The sequence below is a fragment of the Pseudomonas sp. A25(2017) genome (assembly GCF_002001065.1).
Taxonomy (GTDB): Bacteria; Pseudomonadota; Gammaproteobacteria; order Pseudomonadales; family Pseudomonadaceae; genus Aquipseudomonas; species Aquipseudomonas kilonensis.
Map to the genome: position 1 here is coordinate 32,242 of NZ_MUOA01000079.1, position 23,388 is coordinate 55,629.

The 23,388-nt window shown below is 62.2% G+C and carries 22 protein-coding genes and 2 pseudogenes; 15 read left to right on the forward strand and 9 right to left on the reverse strand.

Features of this window, described 5'->3' with window-relative positions:
* Window positions 1-110 precede the first annotated feature (110 nt).
* Window positions 111-1,505: an argininosuccinate lyase gene (gene argH / locus B0E42_RS20835; RefSeq protein ID WP_014340815.1), complete on the reverse strand. Its 1,395-nt coding sequence runs from the start codon at window positions 1,503-1,505 to the stop codon at window positions 111-113.
* Between the two features lie 134 nt (window positions 1,506-1,639).
* On the opposite strand from argH, the pseudogene B0E42_RS31540 reads away from it, so the two are divergent.
* The 8 genes and pseudogenes from B0E42_RS31540 to B0E42_RS20865 all read left to right on the forward strand — a co-directional run.
* Window positions 1,640-1,971: pseudogene (locus tag B0E42_RS31540) on the forward strand (sensor histidine kinase); the annotation flags it as partial.
* Window positions 1,968-2,714 (forward strand): LytTR family DNA-binding domain-containing protein, encoded by a 747-nt coding sequence (locus tag B0E42_RS20840; protein ID WP_014340814.1) that lies wholly within the window; start codon window positions 1,968-1,970, stop codon window positions 2,712-2,714. The pseudogene B0E42_RS31540 and the gene B0E42_RS20840, both read left to right, overlap by 4 nt.
* Before the next feature lie 138 nt (window positions 2,715-2,852).
* On the forward strand, window positions 2,853-3,794 hold the full coding sequence (gene hemC, locus B0E42_RS20845; RefSeq protein ID WP_077507210.1) for a hydroxymethylbilane synthase: 942 nt from the start codon (window positions 2,853-2,855) through the stop codon (window positions 3,792-3,794).
* A pseudogene (locus B0E42_RS31545) lies at window positions 3,791-4,537 on the forward strand (uroporphyrinogen-III synthase); the annotation flags it as partial. The gene hemC and the pseudogene B0E42_RS31545, both read left to right, overlap by 4 nt.
* 36 nt (window positions 4,538-4,573) lie before the next feature.
* Entirely contained in the window at window positions 4,574-5,707 is a 1,134-nt protein-coding gene (locus B0E42_RS31550; protein ID WP_029866858.1) for a uroporphyrinogen-III C-methyltransferase, read from the forward strand.
* The gene (locus tag B0E42_RS20855; protein WP_024618148.1) at window positions 5,704-6,951 is read left to right on the forward strand and encodes a heme biosynthesis protein HemY; all 1,248 of its coding nucleotides are present in this window, start codon (window positions 5,704-5,706) and stop codon (window positions 6,949-6,951) included. The genes B0E42_RS31550 and B0E42_RS20855 overlap by 4 nt, the downstream gene beginning before the upstream one ends.
* Window positions 6,952-7,255: 304 nt before the next feature.
* Window positions 7,256-7,798, forward strand: a complete 543-nt coding sequence (locus B0E42_RS20860; RefSeq protein ID WP_053190068.1) for a disulfide bond formation protein B — start codon at window positions 7,256-7,258, stop codon at window positions 7,796-7,798.
* A 174-nt stretch (window positions 7,799-7,972) separates the two neighbouring features.
* Window positions 7,973-8,431, forward strand: coding sequence for an Rsd/AlgQ family anti-sigma factor (locus B0E42_RS20865; RefSeq protein WP_003206770.1), 459 nt, complete (start codon window positions 7,973-7,975; stop codon window positions 8,429-8,431).
* Between the two features lie 59 nt (window positions 8,432-8,490).
* Here the strand turns inward: B0E42_RS20865 and B0E42_RS20870 are convergent, their stop codons facing one another.
* Window positions 8,491-9,156 (reverse strand): FKBP-type peptidyl-prolyl cis-trans isomerase, encoded by a 666-nt coding sequence (locus B0E42_RS20870; RefSeq protein WP_077507212.1) that lies wholly within the window; start codon window positions 9,154-9,156, stop codon window positions 8,491-8,493.
* Between the two features lie 191 nt (window positions 9,157-9,347).
* On the opposite strand from B0E42_RS20870, the gene B0E42_RS20880 reads away from it, so the two are divergent.
* The gene (locus B0E42_RS20880; protein ID WP_053182950.1) at window positions 9,348-10,499 is read left to right on the forward strand and encodes an AlgP family protein; all 1,152 of its coding nucleotides are present in this window, start codon (window positions 9,348-9,350) and stop codon (window positions 10,497-10,499) included.
* On the opposite strand, the gene B0E42_RS20885 is transcribed toward B0E42_RS20880, so the two are convergent.
* A complete protein-coding gene (locus B0E42_RS20885; RefSeq protein WP_053182947.1) occupies window positions 10,496-10,960 on the reverse strand; it encodes a TIGR02444 family protein in 465 nt (154 codons plus the stop codon). The genes B0E42_RS20880 and B0E42_RS20885 overlap by 4 nt on opposite strands.
* Before the next feature lie 50 nt (window positions 10,961-11,010).
* Here B0E42_RS20885 and B0E42_RS20890 point away from each other — a divergent pair, with 50 nt between their 5' ends.
* The 3 genes from B0E42_RS20890 (at window position 11,011) to rhtB (ending at window position 14,280) form a co-directional block, all read left to right on the forward strand.
* Entirely contained in the window at window positions 11,011-12,921 is a 1,911-nt protein-coding gene (locus tag B0E42_RS20890; RefSeq protein WP_077507214.1) for an ATP-binding cassette domain-containing protein, read from the forward strand.
* Window positions 12,921-13,502 (forward strand): mechanosensitive ion channel family protein, encoded by a 582-nt coding sequence (locus B0E42_RS20895; protein ID WP_024619577.1) that lies wholly within the window; start codon window positions 12,921-12,923, stop codon window positions 13,500-13,502. The genes B0E42_RS20890 and B0E42_RS20895 overlap by 1 nt, the downstream gene beginning before the upstream one ends.
* Before the next feature lie 145 nt (window positions 13,503-13,647).
* On the forward strand, window positions 13,648-14,280 hold the full coding sequence (rhtB, locus tag B0E42_RS20900) for a homoserine/homoserine lactone efflux protein (protein ID WP_033062773.1): 633 nt from the start codon (window positions 13,648-13,650) through the stop codon (window positions 14,278-14,280).
* Between the two features lie 129 nt (window positions 14,281-14,409).
* Here the strand turns inward: rhtB and B0E42_RS20905 are convergent, their stop codons facing one another.
* The 4 genes from B0E42_RS20905 to B0E42_RS20920 all read right to left on the reverse strand — a co-directional run bounded on the left by B0E42_RS20905 (window position 14,410) and on the right by B0E42_RS20920 (window position 17,726).
* Complete coding sequence (locus tag B0E42_RS20905) at window positions 14,410-15,153, reverse strand: hypothetical protein (protein WP_033062772.1); 744 nt, start codon at window positions 15,151-15,153, stop codon at window positions 14,410-14,412.
* Between the two features lie 3 nt (window positions 15,154-15,156).
* Window positions 15,157-15,744: a penicillin-binding protein activator LpoB gene (gene lpoB / locus B0E42_RS20910; protein ID WP_003177333.1), complete on the reverse strand. Its 588-nt coding sequence runs from the start codon at window positions 15,742-15,744 to the stop codon at window positions 15,157-15,159.
* Between the two features lie 200 nt (window positions 15,745-15,944).
* Window positions 15,945-16,316 carry a YcfL family protein gene (locus tag B0E42_RS20915; RefSeq protein WP_077507215.1) on the reverse strand — a complete coding sequence of 124 codons (372 nt, stop codon included), beginning with the start codon at window positions 16,314-16,316 and terminating at the stop codon, window positions 15,945-15,947.
* A gap of 18 nt (window positions 16,317-16,334) precedes the next feature.
* Window positions 16,335-17,726 carry a COG3014 family protein gene (locus B0E42_RS20920; protein ID WP_033062779.1) on the reverse strand — a complete coding sequence of 464 codons (1,392 nt, stop codon included), beginning with the start codon at window positions 17,724-17,726 and terminating at the stop codon, window positions 16,335-16,337.
* Window positions 17,727-18,041: 315 nt separating this feature from the next.
* Between B0E42_RS20920 and B0E42_RS20925 the strand changes: the two genes are divergently transcribed.
* Window positions 18,042-19,940, forward strand: coding sequence for an FTR1 family protein (locus B0E42_RS20925; protein WP_077507216.1), 1,899 nt, complete (start codon window positions 18,042-18,044; stop codon window positions 19,938-19,940).
* A 200-nt stretch (window positions 19,941-20,140) separates the two neighbouring features.
* Window positions 20,141-20,596, forward strand: coding sequence for a YaiI/YqxD family protein (locus tag B0E42_RS20930; RefSeq protein WP_018610690.1), 456 nt, complete (start codon window positions 20,141-20,143; stop codon window positions 20,594-20,596).
* A 127-nt stretch (window positions 20,597-20,723) separates the two neighbouring features.
* Here the strand turns inward: B0E42_RS20930 and elbB are convergent, their stop codons facing one another.
* The gene (elbB, locus tag B0E42_RS20935; protein WP_077507217.1) at window positions 20,724-21,392 is read right to left on the reverse strand and encodes an isoprenoid biosynthesis glyoxalase ElbB; all 669 of its coding nucleotides are present in this window, start codon (window positions 21,390-21,392) and stop codon (window positions 20,724-20,726) included.
* A 123-nt stretch (window positions 21,393-21,515) separates the two neighbouring features.
* Between elbB and B0E42_RS20940 the strand changes: the two genes are divergently transcribed.
* Complete coding sequence (locus B0E42_RS20940; RefSeq protein ID WP_077507218.1) at window positions 21,516-22,763, forward strand: sterol desaturase family protein; 1,248 nt, start codon at window positions 21,516-21,518, stop codon at window positions 22,761-22,763.
* On the opposite strand, the gene B0E42_RS20945 is transcribed toward B0E42_RS20940, so the two are convergent.
* The gene (locus B0E42_RS20945; protein ID WP_077507219.1) at window positions 22,744-23,367 is read right to left on the reverse strand and encodes a DedA family protein; all 624 of its coding nucleotides are present in this window, start codon (window positions 23,365-23,367) and stop codon (window positions 22,744-22,746) included. The genes B0E42_RS20940 and B0E42_RS20945 overlap by 20 nt on opposite strands.
* Between the last annotated feature and the right edge of the window lie 21 nt (window positions 23,368-23,388).

Genomic DNA, 23,388 nt, shown 5'->3' on the forward strand with positions numbered 1-23,388 from the left:
ATCGCGAGCAGGCTCGCTCCCACATTTGATCTCCATGGTCACAAAATATGTGTTCACTGAAGATCCACTGTGGGAGCGAGCCTGCTCGCGATGCTTTTGGCTTTTGGCTTTTAGCGGCTGGCGAGCAACGCCTGGCCGCGTACTACGGCTGCCTTGACCTGCGCCGGCGCGGTGCCGCCGATGTGGTCACGGGCATTGACCGAGCCTTCGAGGGTCAGCACGGCAAACACGTCCTGCTCGATCTGGTCGCTGAACTGGCGCAGTTCGTCCAGGCTCATTTCCGCCAGGTCCTTGCCGCTGTCCACGCCGTACTTCACGGCATGGCCGACGATCTCATGGCAGTCGCGGAACGGCAGGCCACGGCGCACCAGGTAATCGGCCAGGTCCGTGGCGGTGGAGAAGCCGCGCAGGGCCGCTTCGCGCATCACCGCGTGCTTGGGCTTGATGGCCGGGATCATGTCGGCGAAGGCCCGCAGCGAGTCGCGCAAGGTGTCGGCGGCGTCGAACAGCGGTTCCTTGTCTTCCTGGTTGTCCTTGTTGTAGGCCAGCGGCTGGCCTTTCATCAGGGTCAGCAGGCCCATCAGTGCGCCGAACACCCGGCCACTCTTGCCCCGCACCAGTTCCGGCACGTCGGGGTTTTTCTTTTGCGGCATGATCGAACTGCCGGTGCAGAAGCGGTCGGGCAAATCGATGAATTGGAATTGCGCACTGGTCCACAGCACCAGCTCTTCGGAGAAGCGCGACAGGTGCATCATCGCGATGCTCGCGGCGGCGCAGAATTCGATGGCGAAATCGCGGTCCGAGACGTTATCCAGCGAGTTGCCGCCCACGGCGTCGAAGCCTAGCAACTGCGCGGTGTATTCACGGTCGATCGGGTACGTGGTGCCGGCCAGCGCGGCGCTGCCCAGGGGCATGCGGTTGGTGCGCTTGCGGCAGTCCACCAGGCGCTCGTAGTCGCGGCTGAGCATTTCGAACCAGGCCAGCATGTGATGCCCAAACGTTACAGGTTGGGCGGTTTGCAGGTGCGTGAAGCCCGGCATGATGCTCTCGGCCTCGCGCTCGGCTTGCTCCAGCAGGCCTTTTTGCAGGCGAGTGATTTCGGCCAGGATCAGGTCGATCTCATCGCGCAACCACAGGCGGATGTCGGTGGCGACCTGGTCGTTGCGGCTGCGGCCGGTGTGCAGTTTCTTGCCCGTCACGCCGATGCGGTCGGTCAGGCGCGCTTCGATGTTCATGTGCACGTCTTCAAGGTCGACGCGCCAGTCGAACTGGCCGGCCTCGATTTCAGTCTCGATGGTCTTCAGGCCGTCGATGATGCTGTCGCGCTCGGCATCGGTCAGCACGCCGACCTTGGCCAGCATGGTGGCGTGGGCGATCGAGCCCATGATGTCGTGGCGATACAGGCGCTGGTCAAAGTTGACGGAGGCGGTGAAGCGGGCGACGAAGGCGTCGACGGGTTCACTGAAGCGGCCGCCCCAGGACTGATTGGTCTTGTCAGTGCTCATGAATTCGCTCGTGATCGGCTGTAGAGAAAGTAGCGGTTAAAGGCTGCGGCGGATGATAGCAGGGTTGCCGGGACTGGCGCTGGCACTGGTCGGCAGGTTTTTTCGATAGACCCCTGGGATCCAACCGGGTTTTCGCGCAACGATATTTTTCGATTGAGCAATATCGTCGTGGCAACCGTCTACAGTGGACTGTAGGACTTTTGCTTTTTCCACCCATGGCGCAGCGGATATAGATAAGAAGGGGGAGCTCATATTGGTCAGATCGACAGTTAACAATCCCTACGGCGACGCCGTGCGACAACGGGCCTCGGGCATCGGTCGGCAAGCGCTGGTAAAGATAGGCAACCGCCTCGCGGCACTTTTTGGCCCTCGAACGAGTCTTAGCGTGGATCGCGGTGACGGATGTCACTTCCCCTGTCTACGCTATCCTTGTGCGAGACTCACGCAGGAATCCAGCGCAATATGAATGTCCTGATCGTTGATGACGAACCACTGGCCCGCGAGCGCCTGAGCCGAATGGTTGGCGAACTCGAGGGTTACAGTGTCCTGGAGCCGAGCGCCACCAATGGCGAAGAGGCATTGGCCCTTATTGACAGCCACAAGCCGGATATCGTGCTGCTCGACATTCGCATGCCAGGGCTGGACGGCCTGCAAGTGGCGGCGAAGTTGTGCGAACGAGAGTCACCACCCGCCGTGGTGTTCTGTACCACCCGGGATGACTTCCCACCCGAGGTGTTGCAGGCCGGTGACGTGGGCTACCTGGTCAAGCCGGTGGCGGCCGAGGCGTTGCTCGAAGCCTTGCGCAAGGCTGAGCGGCCCAACCGTGTGCAACTGGCGGCGTTGACCCGTCCGGCCGCCGAAAGCGGTAGCGGCCCGCGCAGCCATATCAGTGCGCGTACCCGCAAAGGCATCGAGCTGATCCCGTTGAACCAGGTGGTCTACTTTATAGCCGACCATAAATACGTGACCCTGCGCCATGAGAGTGGCGAGGTGTTGTTGGATGAGCCACTCAAGGCCCTCGAAGACGAGTTCGGCGAACGTTTCGTACGCATCCACCGCAACGCCCTCGTGGCCCGCGAGCGGATCGAGCGTTTGCAACGCACCCCCCTTGGGCATTTCCAACTGTTCCTCAAGGGCCTCAATGGCGATGCGCTGATTGTCAGCCGGCGGCACGTGGCCGGCGTGCGCAAGATGATGCAGCAGCTTTAGCGCGGCGGGTCCAAGGCGTTCCATACGTTTCATTTCGAGGAGTTGGCGGCCAGGGAGGCCTTGGGGTCGTGATTCAAATCAAAGCGGTTTTGGCTGAGCTGTTATTATCTGCCGTATCTTTTAAGTACGGATTGATCCATGTCCCCTCGCGAGATCCGCATCGCCACCCGTAAAAGTGCCCTGGCCCTCTGGCAGGCCGAATACGTCAAAGCCCGCCTGGAAGCGGCCCATCCAGGCCTGATCGTGACCCTGGTGCCCATGGTCAGTCGCGGTGACAAGCTGCTGGACTCGCCGCTGTCGAAGATCGGCGGCAAGGGCCTGTTCGTCAAGGAGCTGGAAACCGCGTTGCTGGACAACGAAGCCGACATCGCCGTGCATTCGATGAAAGACGTGCCCATGGACTTCCCCGAAGGCCTGGGCCTGTTCTGCATCTGCGAGCGGGAAGACCCACGCGATGCGTTCGTCTCCAACACGTTTTCCAGTCTTGAAGCACTGCCTGCCGGGAGCGTGGTCGGCACTTCCAGCCTGCGTCGCCAGGCACAGTTGCTGACTCGCCGCCCGGACCTGCAAATCCGTTTCCTGCGCGGTAACGTCAATACGCGCCTGGCCAAGCTCGATGCCGGTGAGTACGACGCGATCATCCTCGCCGCCGCCGGCCTGATCCGGCTGGGCTTCGAAGATCGCATCACCTCGGCCATCAGCGTTGACGACAGCCTGCCGGCCGGTGGGCAAGGGGCGGTGGGTATCGAGTGCCGCAGCGCCGACAGCGACATCCACGCCTTGCTGGCGCCGCTGCACCATGAAGACACCGCTACGCGGGTATTCGCCGAGCGCGCCCTCAACAAACACCTCAATGGCGGTTGCCAAGTGCCGATCGCCTGTTACGCCGTGCTGGAAGGCGAAAAGGTCTGGTTGCGCGGCCTGGTGGGGGATCCCAACGGTGGTCGGCTGCTCAGCGCCGAGGCCCGGGCACCGCGCCACGATGCCGAGGCGTTGGGCGTGCGGGTGGCCGAGGACCTGCTGAGCCAGGGTGCTGCCGACATCCTCAAGGCCGTCTACGGCGAGGCCGGCCACGCGTGACGGGCTGGCGGCTGCTGCTCACCCGGCCGGCGGACGAGTCCTCGGCGCTGGCGGCTGTCCTGGCCGAAGCGGGGGTCTACAGCAGCAGCCTGCCCTTGCTGGATATCGAGCCGGTCCCGCTGTCCGATGCCGGGCGGGCGATATTCCAGGCGCTGGACCAATACTCTGCCGTGATCGTCGTCAGCAAACCTGCCGCACGCCTGTGCGTCGAGTTGTTGCGCCAATACTGGCCCCAGCCTCCAGACCAACCCTGGTTCAGCGTGGGTGCGGCCACCGGACAGATTCTCAGCGATGCCGGCCTCACGGTGTTTTATCCCGATAACGGCGATGACAGCGAAGCCTTGCTGGAGCACTTGGTCTTGCGCCAGGCTGTTGCGCGGCCCGACCCCAAGGTGTTGATCGTTCGGGGTGCAGGCGGGCGTGGCTTGCTGGCAGAGCGTTTGCGCGAGCAAGGTGCTAGTGTCGATTATCTGGAATTGTACCGCCGCCACTTGCCTGATTACGGCGAAGGGGTGTTGCCGGCGAAAGTCGAAGCGGAACGCTTGAACGCACTGGTGGTCAGCAGTGGGCAGGGCTTCGAGCATCTGCAGCGGCTGGCCGGCGATGCGTGGCCGGCCCTGGCGCGGTTACCGTTGTTTGTTCCAAGCCCAAGGGTTGCCGAGATGGCCCGTGCCGCCGGGGCCCGAACAGTTGTGGATTGCCGTGGTGCCAATGCTGCGGCTTTGCTGGCGGCGTTACGGGAACACTCCGTGCCGTTTTCTAATGCAAAGGATGGATACGTGAGCGAAACAGCCTTGCCAAAAGAAGATCTAGACCAGCCAGCGATCGATGCGCCGGTTGAAACCCCGCCCCCAGTGGTGCCGCGTCGCGGCAACGGGCTGGCCGTTGTTGCCTTGCTGCTCGGCGCCGCCGGTGTCGCCGTAGGCGGTTGGGGCGTTTGGCAGGTGCGTCACCTGCAAACCAATAACCAGCAGCAGTCCGCCCAGGTCCAGGCACTGAATGACCAGGCCCAGAGCCTCAAGCTCAACGAGCAACGCCTGAGCGAGCGCCTGGCGCAATTGCCCCCGGCCGAAGAGCTGGAGGAGCGGCGGCGCCTGGTGGCCCAGTTGCAAAGTGACCAGCAGCATCTGAACCAGCGCCTGGAGACCGTGCTCGGTGCCAGCCGCAAGGATTGGCGCCTGGCGGAGGCCGAGCACTTGTTGCGCCTGGCCAGCCTGCGTCTTTCCGCCCTGCAAGACATCAACAGTGCCCAGGCGCTGGTGCAGGGCGCTGATGAAATCCTGCGCGAGCAGAACGACCCCGGTTCGTTCGCCGCCCGCGAGCAACTGGCCAAGACCCTCGCCGCGTTACGCAGCACCGAACAACCGGATCGCACGGGGCTGTTCCTGCAACTGGGCGCCTTGCGTGACCAGGTCCTGGAACTGACCGAGCTGGCGCCCGAGTACAAGGACCGTGGAGAGTCGCTTTTGGGCCTGACCGCCGATGGCGATGGTGCCAGTCGTTGGGCACAGTGGTGGGACCAGATCTCGCGCTATATCCGTATCGACTTCAACGCCGATGAAAATGTTCGTCCGCTGCTGGCCGGGCAAAGCCTTGTGCAAGTGCGCCTGGCCTTGAGCCTGGCGCTGGAGCAGGCGCAATGGGCCGCTCTCAATGGTCAGGCGCCGGTGTACACCCAGGCGCTGACTGAAGCCCGAGACGTGTTGAAGAACAACTTCAACCAGGACAATCCGCAAAGCAAGATCATGCTCGAACGCGTGGGTGAGCTGTCCAAGCAGCCGGTGACGGTGGTCACCCCGGACCTGACGGGCACGCTGAGCAGCGTCCAGGCTTACCTTGAGCGCCGCAACCTCAATGCCCAGGAATCGGTCAAGCCGCTGCCCGCGCCTGGCGCGCAGGAGGCCACGCCATGAAGCGTCTCTACGTGATTCTGTTCGTGGTCATCGCTGCCGCTGCCTTGCTGGGCGTGGCGATTGCCGAGCATTCGGGTTACGTGCTGGTGGCGTACAAGAACTTCCGTTATGAAGCGGGCCTGTGGGTCACCCTGGCGCTGGTGGTGGTGCTCTGGCTGGTGTGGCGAGGCCTGCGGGCGCTGATCGGGCTGGTGACTACGTCCAGCGGCGTGGTCAACCCGTGGTCGCGGCGCAACCGCAGCCGGCGGGTGCAAGTGGCAATCGAACACGGCCAGTTGGACCTGGCCGAAGGTCGCTGGGCCAGTGCCCAGCGACACCTGCATCGTGCCGCCGAAGCCGAGCGCCAGCCGCTGCTGTATTACATGGGTGCCGCCCGCGCGGCCAACGAACAGGGTCTTTACGAACAAAGTGACAGTTTGCTCGAGCGCGCCCTGGAGCGTCAGCCCCAGGCGGAACTGGCCATTGCCCTGACGCACGCGCAACTGCAGACGGACCGAGGCGACACCGACGGCGCGTTGACCACGCTGCAGGCCATGCATGAGCGTCATCCCCATAACGTCCAGGTCCTGCGCCAACTGCAGCGACTGCATCAGCAGCGCGGCGACTGGTCGGCGGTCATCCGGCTGTTGCCGGAACTGCGCAAGGACAAGGTTCTGCCGCCGGCTGAACTGGCTGAACTGGAGCGTCGCGCTTGGGGCGAAAACCTCAGCCTGGCAGCCCACCGCGAGGAGGACGGCAGCGTCGGCTTGCAGTCGCTCAATCGCGCCTGGCAACAACTGACCTCCGCGCAGCGCCAGGAGCCGGCGCTGGTGCTGGCCTATGCCGAGCAATTGCGTCAGTTGGGGGCCCAGGTCGAAGCCGAAGAGGTACTGCGAAGTGCGCTCAAGCGTCACTACGACAGCCATCTGGCGCGCTTGTACGGATTGGTGCGTGGCAATGATCCGATCCGCCAGTTGCAAGCGGCCGAAGGTTGGCTCAAGGACCACCCGGCCGATCCAAGCCTGCTGCTGACCCTGGGGCGCCTATGCCTGCAGAACAGTTTGTGGGGCAAGGCGCGGGACTATCTGGAAAGCAGCTTGCGCGTCCAACGCAACCCCGAAGCCTGTGCCGAACTGGCGCGATTGCTGGCGCAACTGGGCGATGCCGAGCGCAGCAACCAGTTGTTCCAGGAGGGGCTGGGGCTGTTGGATGAGCGTTTGCTGGCCGCGCCGTTGCCGGTTCCGGCTCAGGTGTTGTCCACTTGAGATGAGTTATTGTGGCGCGCCTGCATGAGTGGGAGCAAAGCTTGCTCGCGAAACAGGCGCCTCGGTTTCTGAAAGACCGCGTCGTCTTCATCGCGGGCAAGCCTTGCTCCCACTGGTGATACCCGTTTGTTTTTGGGGCTTTGGTCATGGCCTCAGTAAAGTCCTACAGCCCATCGCGCTGAATCCTCTTTGGCCTGTCGGGAATTCCCTACACCCCCGGTGAAGTGTCTGCGCTGGCCCGCCTTGAAAGGCCCGAGGGCTTTCCTCTACCGTAACTGCTTGTCTCTTCTGTTACGGAACCGCCATGTCTTTGGCCAGCTCACGCTTCTTGTTTCTCATGGCTTCCATCGCCGCAGCCCTGGCGTTGGGCATCAGTACTTATCTGGAATATTCGGTCGGCCTGACACCTTGCAGCCTGTGTGTCTTGCAGCGGTTGTGCCTGATGCTGTTCCTGGCGAACAGCCTTGTGGCATGCGTACACGGTCCAGGGCAAAGAGGCAGTCTCTTCTATGGTGCGGCAGGGTTGGTTTTTGCGGCGGGGGGAATGACCCTGGCATGGCGTCAGGTCTTGATGCAAAGCCATTCGTTCGAGCCGTTTCCTGATTGTATTGCCCAGCCCAAGCTGATGGAATCGTGGTGGTGCGCGTTGCATCGTGTCCTCGACGGCGCCATCGATTGCGCGAATATCACCTGGACACTGTTCGACCTGAGTATCCCCGAATGGAGCCTGTTGTTTTTTCTCGCGGTGTCCAGCGCGATGACCTATCTGCTACTGCGCCTTGCCTGGAGTGCTCTGGTACGACCGCTCAGCGGCGATACGTCGCAGATGCTCCGGGCCGTGGATTAAACACTTGTATGAACATTATCTCCTGCGTACCTTGAAGCCATTGTCGTGCGGGCATAATCTGGCCCGCACGTGTTATTGGAATTGTGTCGCTCGATCATGTTGTGTCTGGCTTGTCCCTGGTCATCAGGCGTGCACAGGCTGCGAGTGGCATGACTCACAAGGGAAGAAATCACCATGCTCGAAAGTTGTCAGAATGCTCAGGAACGCTGGGGTGGGGTGCATCTGCTGATCGATCGCTGGTTGCAGGAGCGTCACGAACTGGTTCGGGCCTATGATGCCCTCGGCGATAAGCCTGAAGCGCTGAGCGAAAGCCGCAAACCCTTGCAGGAGTTCTGCGGTGTGCTGGTCGATTATGTGTCTGCCGGTCATTTCGAGATCTACGAACAACTGACGGGCGAGGCCAAGGCCTTCAACGACAAGCGCGGCCTGGAGCTCGCCGAGCAGATCTACCCGCGCATCGATGTCATCACCGAAAAGCTGCTGGCGTTCAACGACCTGTGCGATGAAGGCAAGTGCGTAGCGGAAAAATTCAAGGAGCTGGGCGGCTTGCTGCACGAACGTTTCGAACTGGAAGACTGCCTGATCGAAGTGCTGCACAACGCTCACAAGGAAGAAGCCGCGGTCCAGGCCTGAGGGTTTCGCGGTCATGAAAAAACGGTGCGCATTGCGCACCGTTTTTTATTGGGTCGGCGTCAGGTCGTCGCGCCCAGCAACTCGATTTCAAACACCAGCGGCGTGAACGGCGGGATCACATCTCCCGCCCCTTCGGCGCCATAGGCCAGGGTCGATGGAATCACCAGCCGCCATTTTGCGCCTACCGGCATTTGCGGCAATGCACTGCGCCAGCCGTCAATCACGCTGTCGAGGTTGAACCACTGCGCCTGGTGGTTGGAATCGAATACGGTGCCGTCCGGCAATCGACCGATGTACAGCACCTGGACCTTGCCGTGAGGACCGGCCTTCGCGCCATGGCCTGGCTTGATTTCGGTCAGCAGGATGCCGTCTGCGAGTTGCTGGACGCCGGGCCGGTTCTTTTCTTCGTTGAGAAATTTCTGCTCCGTTTTCAATGCGGCTTCGATCTGCGGCGTTGTCGATTGCGAGTTCAGTTGCGCCTGGTGTTCGGCCAGGATCTGTTCGATGCGTTTGTCCTCAAGGGCCAGCGGCTTGCCCAGGTAGGCCTGCTGCAAACCTTCGACCAAGGCTTTGATCTGCAGGTCCGGCACGTCCTGGCGCAGGCGTTCGCCAAGGCTTGCGCCCAGGCTGTAAGCCAAATCGTGGGCATCGTTTGCGCTGGTTTTTTCAACGGCCTGGACCGTGGAGCAAACCATGCACAGGAATAAAAACAGGTGACGCGACATGTGTGCTCTCCGGCCTCGAATCGAGGAATTATGCCAGTGCCGATCTCTGTAGAGGTGGATTGCCAAGGCACTGGCGCAGAAGATTTTTCGTCCCTTGCAACGCAACGTCTTGTGTACTGTCAACATGCCCTAGCGGCGGTTGAAGCAGAGGTCTAGTATGAGCCGCACTCACGTCAGTCAGGAGGTAAACCATGTCGGCCACCAAGAAGCCTGTAAACACTCCGTTGCACTTGCTCCAACAACTCTCGGGCAGCTTGCTCGAACATCTGGAAAATGCCTGCTCCCAAGCCCTGGCTGATGCTGAAAAACTGCTCGCCAAACTGGAAAAGCAACGCGGCAAAGCGCAGGAAAAACTGCACAAGTCGCGCACCAAATTGCAAGACGCAGCCACCGCTGGCAAGGCCAAGGCACAAGCCAAGGCCAAAGAGGTCGTGAAAGAACTCGAAGACCTGCTCGATGCCTTGAAGGATCGTCAGTCCGAGACCCGCACCTACATTCTGCAACTCAAGCGTGATGCCCAGGAAAGCCTGAAACTGGCCCAGGGTGTCGGTCGTGTTCAAGAAGCCGCAGGCAAGGCGCTGACGCTTCGTGCTGCCAAGCCTGCCGCTGTATCGGCCAAGAAGCCGGCGGCTAAACCCGTCGCGGCAAAAGCTGCGGCCAAAGTCGCTGCCAAGCCTGCGGCGAAAGCACCGGCCAAAACTGCCAGCAAGTCTGCTGCCAAACCGGTCGCTGCCAGTGCTGCAAAACCTGCGGCAAAAAAACCAGTCGTCAAAGCGGCGGCCAAGCCTGCCGCAAAAACGGCGGCCGCTAAACCTGCTGCCGCCAAGCCCGCTGTAAAAGCTGCTGCTAAACCTGCGGCAAAAGCTGTCGCCAAACCTGCCGCTAAACCCGCCGCTGCAAAACCTGCCGCGACGAAAACCGCTGCCGCAAAACCGGCTGCCAAAGCGGCGGTAAAAGCCACTGCTAAACCTGCTGCTGCCAAACCAGCAGCGAAGCCTGCGGCAACCAAAACGGCTGCGGCCAAGCCCGCTGCGAAAACGGCTGCCAAGCCAGTTGCTGCCAAAGCGGCGGCTAAACCCGCTGCTAAACCGGCTGCGGCCAAGCCTGCTGCTGCGAAGCCAACGGCTGCCAAACCTGCCGCCGCCAAACCAGCCGCCAAGCCCGCAGCGAAACCGGCCGTGAAAAAGCCAGCCGCCGCAAAACCTGCGACTGCGCCAGCCGCCAAGCCAGCGACACCGGCTCCGACCGCGGCACCGGCTCCAACCGCCAGCACTCCGGCCGCGGCGACCAGCCCATCCGCCGCCGTTGCGCCGAGCAGCAGCACCCCAACCAGCGCTTCCTAAGTGCCGGACACCGCGACGCGCAGCTGATGCAGCGCGTCGCGGCTCGCTGGTCCGGCATTCGCCGCCAGCCCTTGCAGCCATTGCGCTGAATCGTTCTGTTGTGTCCCGGGCCAATCCTTGGCCAGCGCTTCCAATCGCTCCAGCAATTGCCGTTCGGCGGCCAACTCCAGTTGCTTGACCTGCTCGCGCAGGCTATCGAGTGCCGTGTCCTGGAGGGCGCTGGTTTTCCATTGGCGGCGAAGCGTGCGCAGTGGCCGCACCACCTCGGCATCCCAAGGCTCGGCCAATCGTCGAAGCTGCTGCAGCCGGTGTTCATTGCAGGCCACGCCGCGCTGCGCCAGCCACAGGCCGCACAGCAGCAGGCAGACGTTGGCGCCGGCGTCTTGTGACGCCAGGCAGGCAGGCTCCACGCCAGGCTTGGCATAGAGGTCGAGGGAAAAGCTCCACAGGTCTGGGGACATCGTGCTACTCGCGCCAGTTGCGAGCGAAGCTGGTAGACTCCGCCGCCATTATGATCCGACTTCAGAACCTGACTTTACAGCGTGGCCCGCAACGTCTGCTAGAAGACGCCGAGCTGACCCTGCACGCCGGCCACAAAGCCGGCCTCATCGGTGCCAACGGCGCCGGCAAATCGAGCCTGTTCGCCTTGCTGCGAGGCGAGCTGCACCCGGACTCGGGTGATTGCCTGTTGCCGGCTGATTGGCGCATCGCCCACATGCGCCAGGAGGTCGACACCCTCGAGCGCCTGGCGGTGGACTACGTGCTTGATGGCGACCTGCGCCTGCGCCAGGTGCAACGTGACCTGGCTGCGGCCGAAGCGGCCCATGACGGTGCCGCACAGGCCCGCTTGCACGCGGAACTCGACAGTGCCGATGGCTACACCGCCGATGCCCGTGCGCGCAAATTGCTCGCCGGCCTGGGCTTTACCAATGAGCAGATGGATCGCCAGGTCGGGGACTTCTCCGGTGGCTGGCGGATGCGCCTGAACCTGGCCCAGGCCTTGATGTGCCCTTCGGATCTGCTGTTGCTCGATGAACCGACCAACCACTTGGACCTCGACGCCATCATCTGGCTCGAAGACTGGCTCAAGAGTTACCCGGGCACGCTGCTGCTGATTTCCCACGACCGTGATTTCCTCGACGCGGTGGTGGATCACGTGGCCCATGTCGATCAGCGCAAGCTCACCTTGTACCGCGGCGGCTACAGCGCCTTCGAGCGCGCGCGTGCCGAACGCCTGGCCCAGCAACAGCAGGCCTACGAGAAGCAACAGGCGCAACGTGCGCACATGGAAAGCTACATCGCCCGCTTCAAGGCCCAGGCCACCAAGGCCCGCCAGGCCCAGAGCCGGATCAAGGCGCTGGAGCGGATGGAAGAGTTGTCGGCGGCCCACGTCGATTCGCCGTTCGATTTTGTCTTCCGTGAATCGACCAAGATTTCCAGCCCGTTGATCGACCTGTCCGACGCGCGCCTGGGCTACGGCGACACGACCGTGCTGGAGAAGGTCAAGCTGCAACTGACCCCGGGTGCGCGGATCGGTCTGCTGGGCCCCAACGGTGCCGGTAAGTCGACCCTGATCAAGAACCTTTCCGGCGAACTCGAACCTCTGGCCGGGCGCCTGACCCGGGGCGAGAACACGGTGGTCGGCTATTTCGCCCAGCATCAGCTCGACTCCCTGGATTCCAAGGCCAGCCCGCTGTTGCACCTGCAGCGCCTGGCACCGACCGAGCGTGAGCAGGTCCTGCGCGATTTCCTCGGCGGTTTCGATTTCCGCGGGGCGCGCATCGACGAACCGGTGTTGAATTTCTCCGGTGGCGAAAAGGCGCGCCTCGCGCTGGCGTTGATCGCCTGGGGCCGGCCGAACCTGTTGCTGCTCGACGAGCCGACCAACCACCTGGACCTGGAGATGCGCCTGGCCCTGACCATGGCCTTGCAGGAATTCAGTGGCGCGGTGCTGGTGGTGTCCCACGATCGGCATTTGCTCAAGAGCACCACGGATAATTTCTTCCTGGTGGCTGACGGCAAGGTCGAGGAGTTCGACGGCGACCTGGAAGACTACGCCCGTTGGCTGGTGGAATACCGTCAGCGCAACGCGCCGGTCAGCAGCACGCCGGTCAACCCGGACAAGACCGACAAGAAAGCCCAGCGCCAGGCCGCCGCCGCATTGCGCCAGCAACTGGCACCGCACAAGCGTGAGGCCGACAAGCTCGAAGCCGAGCTGGGCAAGCTGCATGAAAAACTGCAAAAGATCGAAACCAGCCTTGGCGACAGTGGTCTCTACGAGGCAGCGCGCAAGGATGAGTTGCGCGACCTGTTGGCCGAGCAGGCCAAGCTGAAGGTTCGGGAAGCGGAACTCGAGGAGGCGTGGATGCAAGCGCTGGAACTGCTGGAAAATCTGCAAGCGGAGCTGGAGGCGTTGTCCTGATGGAAGCGTTGGCGTTGCCTATACCCGTCATGTGGATCGAGCCGATCTGGCTGGGCGTGCAAATCCTGCTGATCCTGCTGGCCGGTTATGTCGCGCAACGTGTCGTGGCGCGGACCCTTACCGGCCTGGGTGAGCGTTACCCGTTCCCACCCCAACTGGTCATTATCCTGCGGGGTGTGCTGCGCTGGCTGATCATGGGCAGCGCCGTGCTGGTGGTGCTCGAACGCCTGGGCGTCTCGGCCACGGTGCTGTGGACTGCACTGTCAGGCTTCGTTGCGGTGGCAGCGGTGGCGTTCTTTGCCATCTGGAGCGTGCTGTCGAACCTGCTCTGCGCCGTTTTGATCTACACCGTCGGACCGTTTCGCCTGGGGGATGTGGTCGAGTTGGTGGACACCACCGACAAGCCCGGCATCAAGGGGCGCGTGGTAGCGATCAACCTGCTGTACACCACGCTGATCGAACCCGAGGAACTCGGCACCGGCAGCGCCATGGTGCAAGTGCCCAACAGCCTGTTCTTCCAGCGCTCGGTGCGGCGTTGGCGCGGCAGCGAGGCGTTTCCGGTGGGTGGTTTCGTCGAATAACGCATAGGGCCGCTATGCGGCCCAGCGGGAGCAAGCTCCCTCGCCACGGTTCATACCGGCTTAAGTGCTTGTGCAAAAAACGGTGGTCAACGGCCTGGCGGCGCATTAGCTTAGTCGTTTCGACGAATCCGGGCCGGGGAGTGCAATGATGCTGGAAACATGGCTGGCGTTTTTCGCTGCGTGCTGGGTGATCAGTCTTTCGCCGGGTGCCGGCGCGATTGCATCGATGTCCAGCGGGCTGCGATACGGCTTCTGGCGTGGTTACTGGAACGCCTTGGGCCTGCAATTGGGCCTGGCGTTGCAAATCGTGGTCGTCGCCGCCGGGGTTGGCGCGATTCTCACGGCGTCGGCCACCGCGTTCTATGCGATCAAGTGGTTCGGCGTGGCCTACCTGGTCTACCTGGGTGTCAAACAGTGGCGAGCAATTCCCGCTGACATGACTGACGACGCGGCCCCGCGGCCCATCGGCAAGCCCTTGGCGCTGGTGTTTCGCGGCTTTCTGGTCAATGTCAGCAACCCCAAGGCGCTGGTGTTCATGCTGGCGGTGTTGCCGCAGTTCATCAATCCCCATGCGCCGTTGATCCAGCAATACCTGATCCTGGGCGTGACCATGATCGTCGTCGATCTCATCGTCATGGCCGGGTACACCGGGCTGGCGTCCAAAGTCCTGCGGCTGTTGCGCACCCCGAAACAGCAACGGCGAATGAACCGTGCCTTTGCGGGTATGTTCATTGGTGCGGCGGGGCTGCTTGCGACGATTCGCAAGGCTGCGGTGTAAAGCAAAACCTGTGGCGAGGTTACTTTGTGGGAGCAAGGCTTGCCCGCGATGCAGGCGACTCGATTTCTGGAAGATCTCATCGCCTGTATCGCGGGCAAGCCTTGCTCCCACAAGCATTCGCTCAGCTATTCAGCGCAAAATCACCGGCGCCGTATCCCGAGGCAGGTTATTGCGCTGTACCGGTTCGCTGGGTTGTTGGTAGCTCGGGCCGCCGAGCTGTTCGCTCAGTTGCCGCGCCACGTCTTCCCCCAGGGCCTTGGACACTTCGCGCACCACCCGTGGACGATTGAGGCTGATGCGTACGTCCCGGTGGTTCATCAACTTGGTGTCCTGGCCTTCGCCCATGGCCGTAAAGGCCGAGGTGATTTCGTAGGTCTTGGTGTTGATCAGGCTGAAGTCCGCCACCAGGGTCAACGCCAGCACAGCCGAGTAGCTGTCGGTATTGGCCAGCTCGTTGATGTCGCGGGTGAAGTCGATGTCCGACACCGTGCCGAACAGCACGTAGTCGGCACCCTTGAAGTTACCGGCCTTGATGCGCTTGATCACGTCATAGACGTCGCCCTTGGACGCCGCTGTGTAGGGCGTGCCTTGGGTCAGCTGGAACATCCCGCTGCGCAGGATCTCGCCCTTGATGTCGCCGGTGAACTTGCGCAGTTCACCCTGCTCGATGTAGCTGCTGGTGGCTTCCATCTCGTCGTAGCTCGAGGAGGCGCTGGCGCTGTAGGGGTTCGCCTGGAAGTTGCTCTGCGCTGAAACGGTGTGGATGTATTCCTCCACCCGCTCCTGGTACGCAAGGTCGGTCACTGCGACTTTCGGGGCCGCCTGCGCGCCAAATGCGCAGGCCAGGGCCATGATGCCTATCCATGTGCGCATGGCTTAACGCTCCGTGGTCTTGCGGATTTCTTTTTCGTCCATCCACTCGGCCAGACCGCTTTCGACGTCGATCAATTGCAGGCTGAATTTGTAGAAGACGTCCTTGTAGTCGCTGCTGCGCTTGACGATCGAGCTGATGGAGCCTTCGAGACGGTACTTGGCAGCAATCATGTTACCGGTCTTGGCCACGGTGCTTTTCTTGTACAGGCCGCTCTGGTTCTGCAACTTGAGCTGGTCGACCTGGCTGTCCATGGCGGTGTTGTCGCTGGCGAAGCGGGCAGCGCCGGTCTTCATCAGTTGGGTCTTGATGCTGGTGGTGATTTCACGGGTGTCGATGTATTCGCTGGTCTTGTTCTTCACGTCATAGACCTGGACCACCGGGCGACCCTGCAGGATGCCGGACTGGGCCAGGGAGCGGGTCATGGACTCGGCGATCATTTGCAGGTCGGTGGAGCCGAACTCGTTGGTCACGGTTTCCACGGCCTTGGTGTCGCCGTAGCTGATGTTCTTGTTGCCCAGGACCGGCGAGTTGTTGGCACAGCCGCTGACCAGCAGGGCGGCGAGGGCGAGGGAGGAAATGCGTACAAACATGTGGGTGCTCTCAAATTGCTGCATAAAGGGTTTTTGTGGCGAGGGGATTTATCCCCGTTGGGCTGCGTAGCAGCCCCAAAAAACTGAATGAAATCTACCTGACATACCGAGTCCGTCGGTTTGAGGGCTGCTGCGCAGCCCAGCGGGGATAAATCCCCTCGCCACAGGTCTGGTGTTGGCTTGACCGACCGGGATCAGGCTCAAGGGGTATTGATTTCCAAACGGAAATCCACCGCCTTGGAGGTCGGTGCGATGGCCGGCAGGAAGCTGGTCTGTTCGCCGTACAGCGTCAGGCTTTTCCAGGTTTCTTCCTCGGCGATCGGAAAGCCTTCCGACCCCAGCCAGGCAAAGCGGTAATACATCGTCTTGTTGTTGTAGCTGGTGTTGCTCAGCTGCACGTTGACGGTCATGTAGCCGTTTTCCCGGGCCACGCGCATGGCGCCGACCACGATGTTCTTGGTCTTGCCCATCGCCACGACCTTGCTGGCGGCGCTGCCCGGCTCCGGTGGCGGCGGGGTGGCGCAACCGGCCAGCAAGGCCAGGGCGCCGATGGCGATCAGTTTTAAACGCATGTGAACAAGACTCCGTTCTTAAGGTTGCTTGAGGGCAATGGCGGTCGGGTTGGCGCTTGGCATCACCTGGGCAGCCAGGCCACCGGCGAACACCTGGTTACCCACCGCCCGCAGGGTGATGACCTGGTAGCGCTGGTCGACGGTGACCTTGACCACCGAGCCGCCCACCGAGCTTGGCAAGGTGACCTGATGCTCGCCTTTCTTCAGGCGCAGGCGCACCACCTGGGTGTAGTCGGGCAGGGTGCGCCAGGTCCGGGTGTCGGCTCCTTCGAGTACCGCCGAGGTGAGCCCCACGGCCAGGCCGGCCAGGGGGTTGGTTTCGTTGATCTGCTTTTGTGCCACGCCACGGCTGACGGCGCGCACGGTGGTGCGCAGGATGATGCCCGGCATGTCGTCGCGCAGGGCCCGGCGGGACATGGCAGTGGTGCTGTTGAGCTGGGTCAGGTCCAACTGACGACCGTCCACACCGATCTGGCCGAAGGTGGCAGTGGAGGTGTCGGGCTTGATCAACGGGAACGACAACGGCGTGATAACCAGGTTGCCGCTGATCGGCAAGGGCAGGGGAATGCGGATCGAGTCCCGGGACGGTGCCAGGCCACTCTGCACCACGATCAGGATGTCGCTGTCATCGCTCTTGGCGGGTTTGTCGAGGTCGCGCAGGGCCTGCTCCAGCAACGGTGTGTTGGGACGCAGTTCGGCGGCCTTGCGATAACCCGGTGCGGCCAGGTCTTTTTCACCCAGGGCTTCGTAGACGAAGCCGGCCAGGTAATGGCTGAACGCGCTCTGGTAACTGTTCTTGAGGCCGACCACTTCCGGTGCGTCGAGGCTGGCCACCGGGTAACCCTGGAGGTCCTTGTATTCGGTCTTGACCCCTTCTTTCTCGGCTTCTTCCTCGCGCTTGAGGTATTGCTTGTCCCGCAGGTCGGCGATCACCGCTTCGCGTTCGTGGGTCTTCTTGATCTGGGTCCGCGCGCCGTCGAAGTCATTCACCGCCAGCAGGTTCAGGGCCATCTGCGTGGTCAGCATGACCTTTTCGTAGTCGTAGCCTTCGTAGCGGCGGACTTTATCGTTGACCAGGAAACTGCCGAACTGGGCCAGGTACTTGGCGGTGTCGAGCTTGACCGCGTCTTCCCACTGGCCAACCTGCTGGTCGGCGCTGGTCCAGGCTGTCTGGCTGCCGGACAAGTCACCCTTGGCGCGCAGCAACTCACCTTTCTCGAAGTAGTACAGCAGGTCTTTGTCCTTGCTGGAGTTGTTCTTTTCCAGCAGGGTCAGCGCGCCGTCGACGTTGCCGGATGCCAACTGCTGGTTGGTCTGGGCCAATTCGCTGTCGTAGTTGCGAAAGGCCGAGCAGCCGGACAACAAGGTGATCGCGCCGAGGGCGACCGAAAAAACGGCACGGGATGCCATGAACATTTCTTCCCTGAGTAACAGCCGGGGTGTGCGGGTCGGGCTGGAGCGATCCCACGGACAAGCGTCGGGACGCTGCCGGTTCCTCATAAAAAGAGGAGCTTTTATGCCGTCTAATAATAAGAAGGCGGCGGGATTATAAACATGGCGCTTGGCTATGTAATGGCTTTTCAATCTCGAAATGCCTTTTTTGTGACATCACCTCCAAAGCATGAAAATACGATGAAAATCGGCCCCCGAAACACATCGGCCCTTGAGCCAAAGCCATTGGAAGTGAACAATGTGTTACTTCTTATTACCAACCGAGAGTCATTCATGACTGTGCCGTTCCGTTTCCTGGCCTGGCTTGTGCTGCCATTGCTGGCGCTATGCAGCACTTCGCTGCTGGCCGATACCGTCGAGAGTGCCCCCCAGGCGCTGCATTTGCTGGATTACATCGGGGCGGATTACCCGGCGACGGTCGAGGCGGGCAAGGTCATCGACGACGGGGAATATCGCGAGCAGCTGGAATTTACCCAGGTGCTGGAGGGGTTGGTCGCCGGGCTACCGGCCAAGCCGGAAAAGACTGAGCTGGTCCAAGGCATCAGCACCTTGCGCAGTGCGATCACCCAGCGCCAGGAGGGCGGCGATGTCGCGCGCCTGGCGCGGCAACTGGGGGCCAAGCTGGCGGTGGCATATGAAGTCAGCCAGGCGCCGGTCATCACCCCCGATCCCTCCCGTGGTGCGCCGCTGTATGCCCAGAATTGCTCGGTGTGCCATGGGGCCAACGGTGCCGGCGACGGTCCAGCCGGTGTCGGCATGGAACCGCCGCCCGCCAACATGCGGGATGCCCAGCGCCTGGACCGCCTGAGTCTCTATGCGATCTACAACACCGTCGGCATGGGCATTGAAGGCACCGACATGCCGGCCTTCGCCGATCAGCTCGACGACCGTCAACGCTGGGACCTGGCGACCTACATCGCCAGCTTCAGCGCCGACCCGGCCGCCGCCAAAAGTGAACAGGTCTTCAACCTCGCTGACCTGGCGCGCCAGACCCCGGCCGAAGTCCTCGCCGCGCAAGGCCCCGCAGCGGCGGCGACATTCCGTGCCCAGCGCGCCCAGCCGCCGCAGGTGCAACGTGGCCCGGCGCAGTTGCTCGACTACACGGCCGCCACCCTGGATAAAAGCATCGCGGCGTATCGCGCAGGCGACCATGACCAGGCCTACGACCTGTCGGTAGCGGCTTACCTGGAAGGTTTCGAGCTGGTGGAAAGCTCGCTGGACAACGTCGATGCCAACGTGCGCAAGGACACCGAAAAGGCCCTGATGGCCTATCGTCAGTCGTTGCAGGATGGTTTGCCGGTGGAGCAGGCGGTACAGCGCCTGGACGCGGCCAAGGCCAAGTTGAAGGAGTCAGCCGGCTTGCTGGGCGGCGATGGCTTGAGCTGGTCGCTGAGCTACATTTCCGGGTTGCTGATTCTGCTGCGCGAAGGGCTGGAAGCGATCCTAGTGCTGGCGGCGATCCTGGCGTTCCTGCGTAACACCGGCCAGCAGTCGGCGGTGCGCAGTGTCAACGTTGGTTGGGGCCTGGCGCTGTTGGCTGGCCTGGCGACCTGGGGGCTGGCGGCGTATGTGATCGACGTCAGCGGCGCCCAGCGCGAGCTGCTTGAAGGCGCGACGGCGTTGTTCGCCAGTGTGATGGTGCTGTGGCTGGGTGTGTGGATGCACGACCGTCGCCACGCAGCGGCCTGGCAGGACTACATCAAGAGCAGCCTGGTGGGCGGCGGTGGGCGTTTTGGTTTTGCGATCCTGGCGTTCTTCTCGGTCTATCGCGAACTGTTCGAAGTGATCCTGTTCTACGAAACCCTGTGGCTGCAAGCGGGCCCCGCCGGGCACAACGCGGTGTTGGCCGGTGGCGCGACGGCGCTGGTGTTGCTGGTGGGGCTGGCCTGGGTGATCCTGCGCGGCTCGGCGAAATTGCCGCTGGCGTTGTTCTTCAGCATCAATGCCGCGTTGCTGTGCGCGCTGTCGGTGGTATTTGCCGGTCACGGCGTGAAGGCGTTGCAGGAGGCCGGGATCTTCGGCACCCATCCGGTGGCGTTCTTCGACTTCGACTGGCTGGGCATTCATGCCGATGCCTATTCGCTGGCCGCTCAAGTGGTGGCGATCCTGGCGATTGTGGTGCTGTATGGGCGCAGTTGGGTGGCGGATAAACGTCGGGTCCAGGTTTCCTGAAAAGCATTCGCTGCGCTCATAATCGCGGGCAAGCCTTGCTCCCACACAAGCTTTTCTCCCACAGGCTATGGGAGCAAGGCTTGTGGGAGCAAGGCTTGTGTGGGGGCAAGGCTTGTGTGGGGGCAAGGCTTGTGTGGGAGCAAGGCTTGTGTGGGAGCAAGGCTTGCCCGCGATGCTTTTAATCTAGAGGAAACCATTCAATGCGCGTATGGATCGACGCCGACGCCTGCCCCAAGGCCGCGAAGGAACTGGTGGTCAAGTTCGCCTTGAAGCGCAGGTTCGAGGTGGTGCTGGTGGCCGGTCAGCCGCAGATCAAGCCTGGGCTGGCCTGTGTGAAGCTGATCGTGGTGCCCAGTGGCCCTGATGCGGCGGACGATTACCTGGTGGAGCACGCCGAACCGGGTGAATTGGTGATCTGTAGCGACGTGCCCTTGGCCGACCGGTTGGTGAAGAAGGGCGTTGCCGCGCTGGATCCGCGAGGCAAGGAGTTCGATGCACAGAACATGGGCGACCGACTGGCGGTGCGCAACCTGTTCACCGATTTGCGCGAACAGGGCCACATGGGCGGCGGCCCGGCGGCGTACAGCGAGCGGGACAAGCAGGGGTTTGCCAATGCGCTGGATCGGATCCTGACGCGCCTGACCCGAATCGCTTAAGCCTTGTGCATAACCCCTGTGGGAGCGAGCCTGCTCGCGATGGCGGTGTGTCAGTCAACAGCTATGCCAGCTGAACCGTCGCTATCGCGAGCAGGCTCGCTCCCACATTGGGTTGGCGGTGCTGCTGTTAAACGTCGTTCTCGTGAGTTAGCTCCAACACCCGGTCCACCAGCTTGTTGATGCCTGAAGCCGCTTCGCTGATGTTCTGCGCCAGCATGTAGGCCGGGGTACTGACCAGTTTGCGCGCGCGGTCTTCGACGATGTCGGTGACGGCGCAGTCCTCGTGAGTACCCCCCATTTTGGTCACGGCGGCGGCCGTGTCGACATCGTTGCCGATGGTGCAGGCCACACCCGGGCCGTAGATTTTCGCCGCCAGGGCCGGGGAGATGCAGATCAGCCCGACCGGTTTGCCGGCCTCGGCAAAGGCCTCGGTCAGTGCCAGGAGCTCTGGCTGGACCGTGCAGCCAGCGCCTTCGACGGCAAAGTTGGAGAGGTTTTTCGCCGCGCCAAAACCACCGGGTACGATCAGGGCGTCGAAATCCTCAGCGCTGGCTTCACGCAAGTCCTTCACGTTGCCGCGGGCGATCCGTGCCGATTCCACCAGCACGTTGCGGCTCTCGGGCATTTCCTCGCCGGTCAGGTGATTGATCACATGCAGTTGGGCAATGTTGGGGGCGAAGCACTGGACCTGTGCTCCACGCTGATCGAGGCGCAGCAAGGTGATCACGCTTTCGTGGATCTCGGCGCCGTCATACACGCCACAGCCGGAAAGGATCACTGCAATTTTTTTGCTCATGGGCTTTTCTCCAGATTCATGGCGTTAAATGTCTACTAATTTGTCACTCGTTGCCATAGGGGGATCGGGCAGCTACACCTAATCTGCCGACTATCTCCCTGCCTTGCCTGCCCGGGTTGCGTCATGAATTTCATCCTGTATGCCGTGCCGTTCTTCTTCGTGCTGATCGCCGTCGAGTTGCTGGCCGATCGCTGGCGCGGCGTGAGCCACTACCGCGTGGCAGACGCGATCAACAGCTTGAGCACCGGCGTGCTGTCGACCACCACCGGTTTGCTGACCAAGGGCGTGGGGCTTGTCACCTACGCCTTCGCAGTCGAACACTTGGCGGTGATTGAATGGCCCGCCGACCAGGCCTGGACCTGGGTGTTCGCTTTCGTGTTCTACGACTTCTGTTACTACTGGCTGCACCGTATGGGCCATGAGCGCAACATCCTCTGGGCCGCCCATTCGGTGCACCACCAGAGCGAGGACTACAACCTTTCCACCGCGTTGCGCCAGACCAGCACCGGGTTCCTGCTGAGCTGGATCTTCTACGTCCCGCTCGCCGTACTGGGCGTGCCGCTGGTGGTCTTCGTCAGCGTCGCGGCGTTGAATCTGCTGTACCAGTTCTGGGTCCACACCCAGCACATTCCCAAGCTCGGCTGGCTGGAGTGGTGCTTCGTCACGCCGTCCAATCATCGTGCCCACCATGCACAGAACCCTCTCTACATGGATCGCAACTACGGCGGGGTGTTCATTATTTGGGACCGCCTGTTTGGTACCTTTCAGGAAGAAGACGCCAACGATCCGGTGATTTTTGGCGTGACCACGCCGCTGGCGAGCTGGAATCCGCTGTGGGCCAACCTGCAGTTCTATGCGCAGCTGTGGGCCGATGCGCGGCGGGCCGAGCGCTGGTGGGACAAGTTGCGGATATGGTTCATGCCCACCGGTTGGCGTCCGGCGGACGTCGCGGCCAAGCATCCGCTGAACAAGCCGGACCTGAGCCAGTTCCGCAAGTTCGAAGTGCCGTTGGACCCGCGCCAGCAGTGGTACGTGGGGCTGCAGTTCTGCGCCTACATTGCCTTGGGCAGTTATCTGATGAACCTTGAAACCAGTCTGCCGGTCGCCGCCTTGGTGCTGGGTTGGGGCGCGGTGGCGTTTGGTCTGTTCGTGTTGGGCGTGGCCCTGGAGAATCGCCCGTGGGCGTTGCGGCTGGAGCTGTTGCGACTGGCCTCGAACGTGCCGCTGGTATGGCTGGCGCCACTGGCCGGGTTGTGGCCGGCCAGCGCTGTGATGAGCCATGGGGCCTGGGCCGGGCTGCTCAGCTACAGCCTGCTCAGCGGCATCGGGCTGTATTGCTGCCGTACCCGGTTTACTCGGTTGGCGTCGTAGGTTCGCCGGACCTGGCTTGCTCCAGGCGCTCGGCTTCGAGGACTTTCCTGGCCAGGCGCGCAGTCTTGAGGCGTCGGCGTAGCCACAAGACCAGGCCCAGCACCAGCAGTGCGCCGAGTACCCACAATTCATACTTCTTGATGCTGCCCAGCATACCTTCGAGCACTGCGCCGAAGTGGTAGGCGGCCGCGGCCAGCGCCGTGGCCCAGATCGCCGCACCGATGCCGTTGAGCAACAGGTAACGACCCGGCGGATAGCCTGACAGGCCGATCGCCACCGGCATCACCGTGCGCAGGCCATAGACGAAACGAAAGCTCAGGACCCAGATGTCCGGATGCCGGCGAATGTGCTCCAGCGCCCGATCCCCCATCAACTGCCAGCGCGGCTTGCGCGCCAAGAGCTTGCGGCCGTGCTTGCGCCCCAGGAAATACCACAGCTGATCGCCCGCGTAGCTGCCGCAGAACGCCACGACGACTACCAGGTTGATGTCCATGTAGCCACGGAACGCCAGGAAACCTGCGAGCACGAGGATAGTTTCGCCTTCGAAGAACGTGCCGATAAACAGGGCCAAGTAGCCGAAGTCATGCAGAAATTGTTGGAGCATTGTCTGGGTGCTGGCGAAATG

What these genes read in the sequence shown, in the direction of transcription:
- B0E42_RS20890 (WP_077507214.1), top strand. Translation starts at nt 11,011, where the DNA reads ATGATCCGACTTCAGAACCTGACTTTACAGCGTGGCCCGCAACGTCTG.
- B0E42_RS20905 (WP_033062772.1), bottom strand. Translation starts at nt 15,153, where the DNA reads ATGCGCACATGGATAGGCATCATGGCCCTGGCCTGCGCATTTGGCGCG.
- B0E42_RS20945 (WP_077507219.1), bottom strand. Translation starts at nt 23,367, where the DNA reads ATGCTCCAACAATTTCTGCATGACTTCGGCTACTTGGCCCTGTTTATC.
- B0E42_RS20895 (WP_024619577.1), top strand. Translation starts at nt 12,921, where the DNA reads ATGGAAGCGTTGGCGTTGCCTATACCCGTCATGTGGATCGAGCCGATC.
- B0E42_RS20925 (WP_077507216.1), top strand. Translation starts at nt 18,042, where the DNA reads ATGACTGTGCCGTTCCGTTTCCTGGCCTGGCTTGTGCTGCCATTGCTG.
- B0E42_RS20860 (WP_053190068.1), top strand. Translation starts at nt 7,256, where the DNA reads ATGTCTTTGGCCAGCTCACGCTTCTTGTTTCTCATGGCTTCCATCGCC.
- B0E42_RS20855 (WP_024618148.1), top strand. Translation starts at nt 5,704, where the DNA reads ATGAAGCGTCTCTACGTGATTCTGTTCGTGGTCATCGCTGCCGCTGCC.
- B0E42_RS20880 (WP_053182950.1), top strand. Translation starts at nt 9,348, where the DNA reads ATGTCGGCCACCAAGAAGCCTGTAAACACTCCGTTGCACTTGCTCCAA.
- B0E42_RS20920 (WP_033062779.1), bottom strand. Translation starts at nt 17,726, where the DNA reads ATGGCATCCCGTGCCGTTTTTTCGGTCGCCCTCGGCGCGATCACCTTG.
- B0E42_RS20865 (WP_003206770.1), top strand. Translation starts at nt 7,973, where the DNA reads ATGCTCGAAAGTTGTCAGAATGCTCAGGAACGCTGGGGTGGGGTGCAT.
- B0E42_RS20885 (WP_053182947.1), bottom strand. Translation starts at nt 10,960, where the DNA reads ATGTCCCCAGACCTGTGGAGCTTTTCCCTCGACCTCTATGCCAAGCCT.
- lpoB (WP_003177333.1), bottom strand. Translation starts at nt 15,744, where the DNA reads ATGTTTGTACGCATTTCCTCCCTCGCCCTCGCCGCCCTGCTGGTCAGC.
- argH (WP_014340815.1), bottom strand. Translation starts at nt 1,505, where the DNA reads ATGAGCACTGACAAGACCAATCAGTCCTGGGGCGGCCGCTTCAGTGAA.
- B0E42_RS20840 (WP_014340814.1), top strand. Translation starts at nt 1,968, where the DNA reads ATGAATGTCCTGATCGTTGATGACGAACCACTGGCCCGCGAGCGCCTG.
- rhtB (WP_033062773.1), top strand. Translation starts at nt 13,648, where the DNA reads ATGATGCTGGAAACATGGCTGGCGTTTTTCGCTGCGTGCTGGGTGATC.
- B0E42_RS20940 (WP_077507218.1), top strand. Translation starts at nt 21,516, where the DNA reads ATGAATTTCATCCTGTATGCCGTGCCGTTCTTCTTCGTGCTGATCGCC.
- B0E42_RS20915 (WP_077507215.1), bottom strand. Translation starts at nt 16,316, where the DNA reads ATGCGTTTAAAACTGATCGCCATCGGCGCCCTGGCCTTGCTGGCCGGT.
- B0E42_RS20870 (WP_077507212.1), bottom strand. Translation starts at nt 9,156, where the DNA reads ATGTCGCGTCACCTGTTTTTATTCCTGTGCATGGTTTGCTCCACGGTC.
- B0E42_RS20930 (WP_018610690.1), top strand. Translation starts at nt 20,141, where the DNA reads ATGCGCGTATGGATCGACGCCGACGCCTGCCCCAAGGCCGCGAAGGAA.
- hemC (WP_077507210.1), top strand. Translation starts at nt 2,853, where the DNA reads ATGTCCCCTCGCGAGATCCGCATCGCCACCCGTAAAAGTGCCCTGGCC.
- elbB (WP_077507217.1), bottom strand. Translation starts at nt 21,392, where the DNA reads ATGAGCAAAAAAATTGCAGTGATCCTTTCCGGCTGTGGCGTGTATGAC.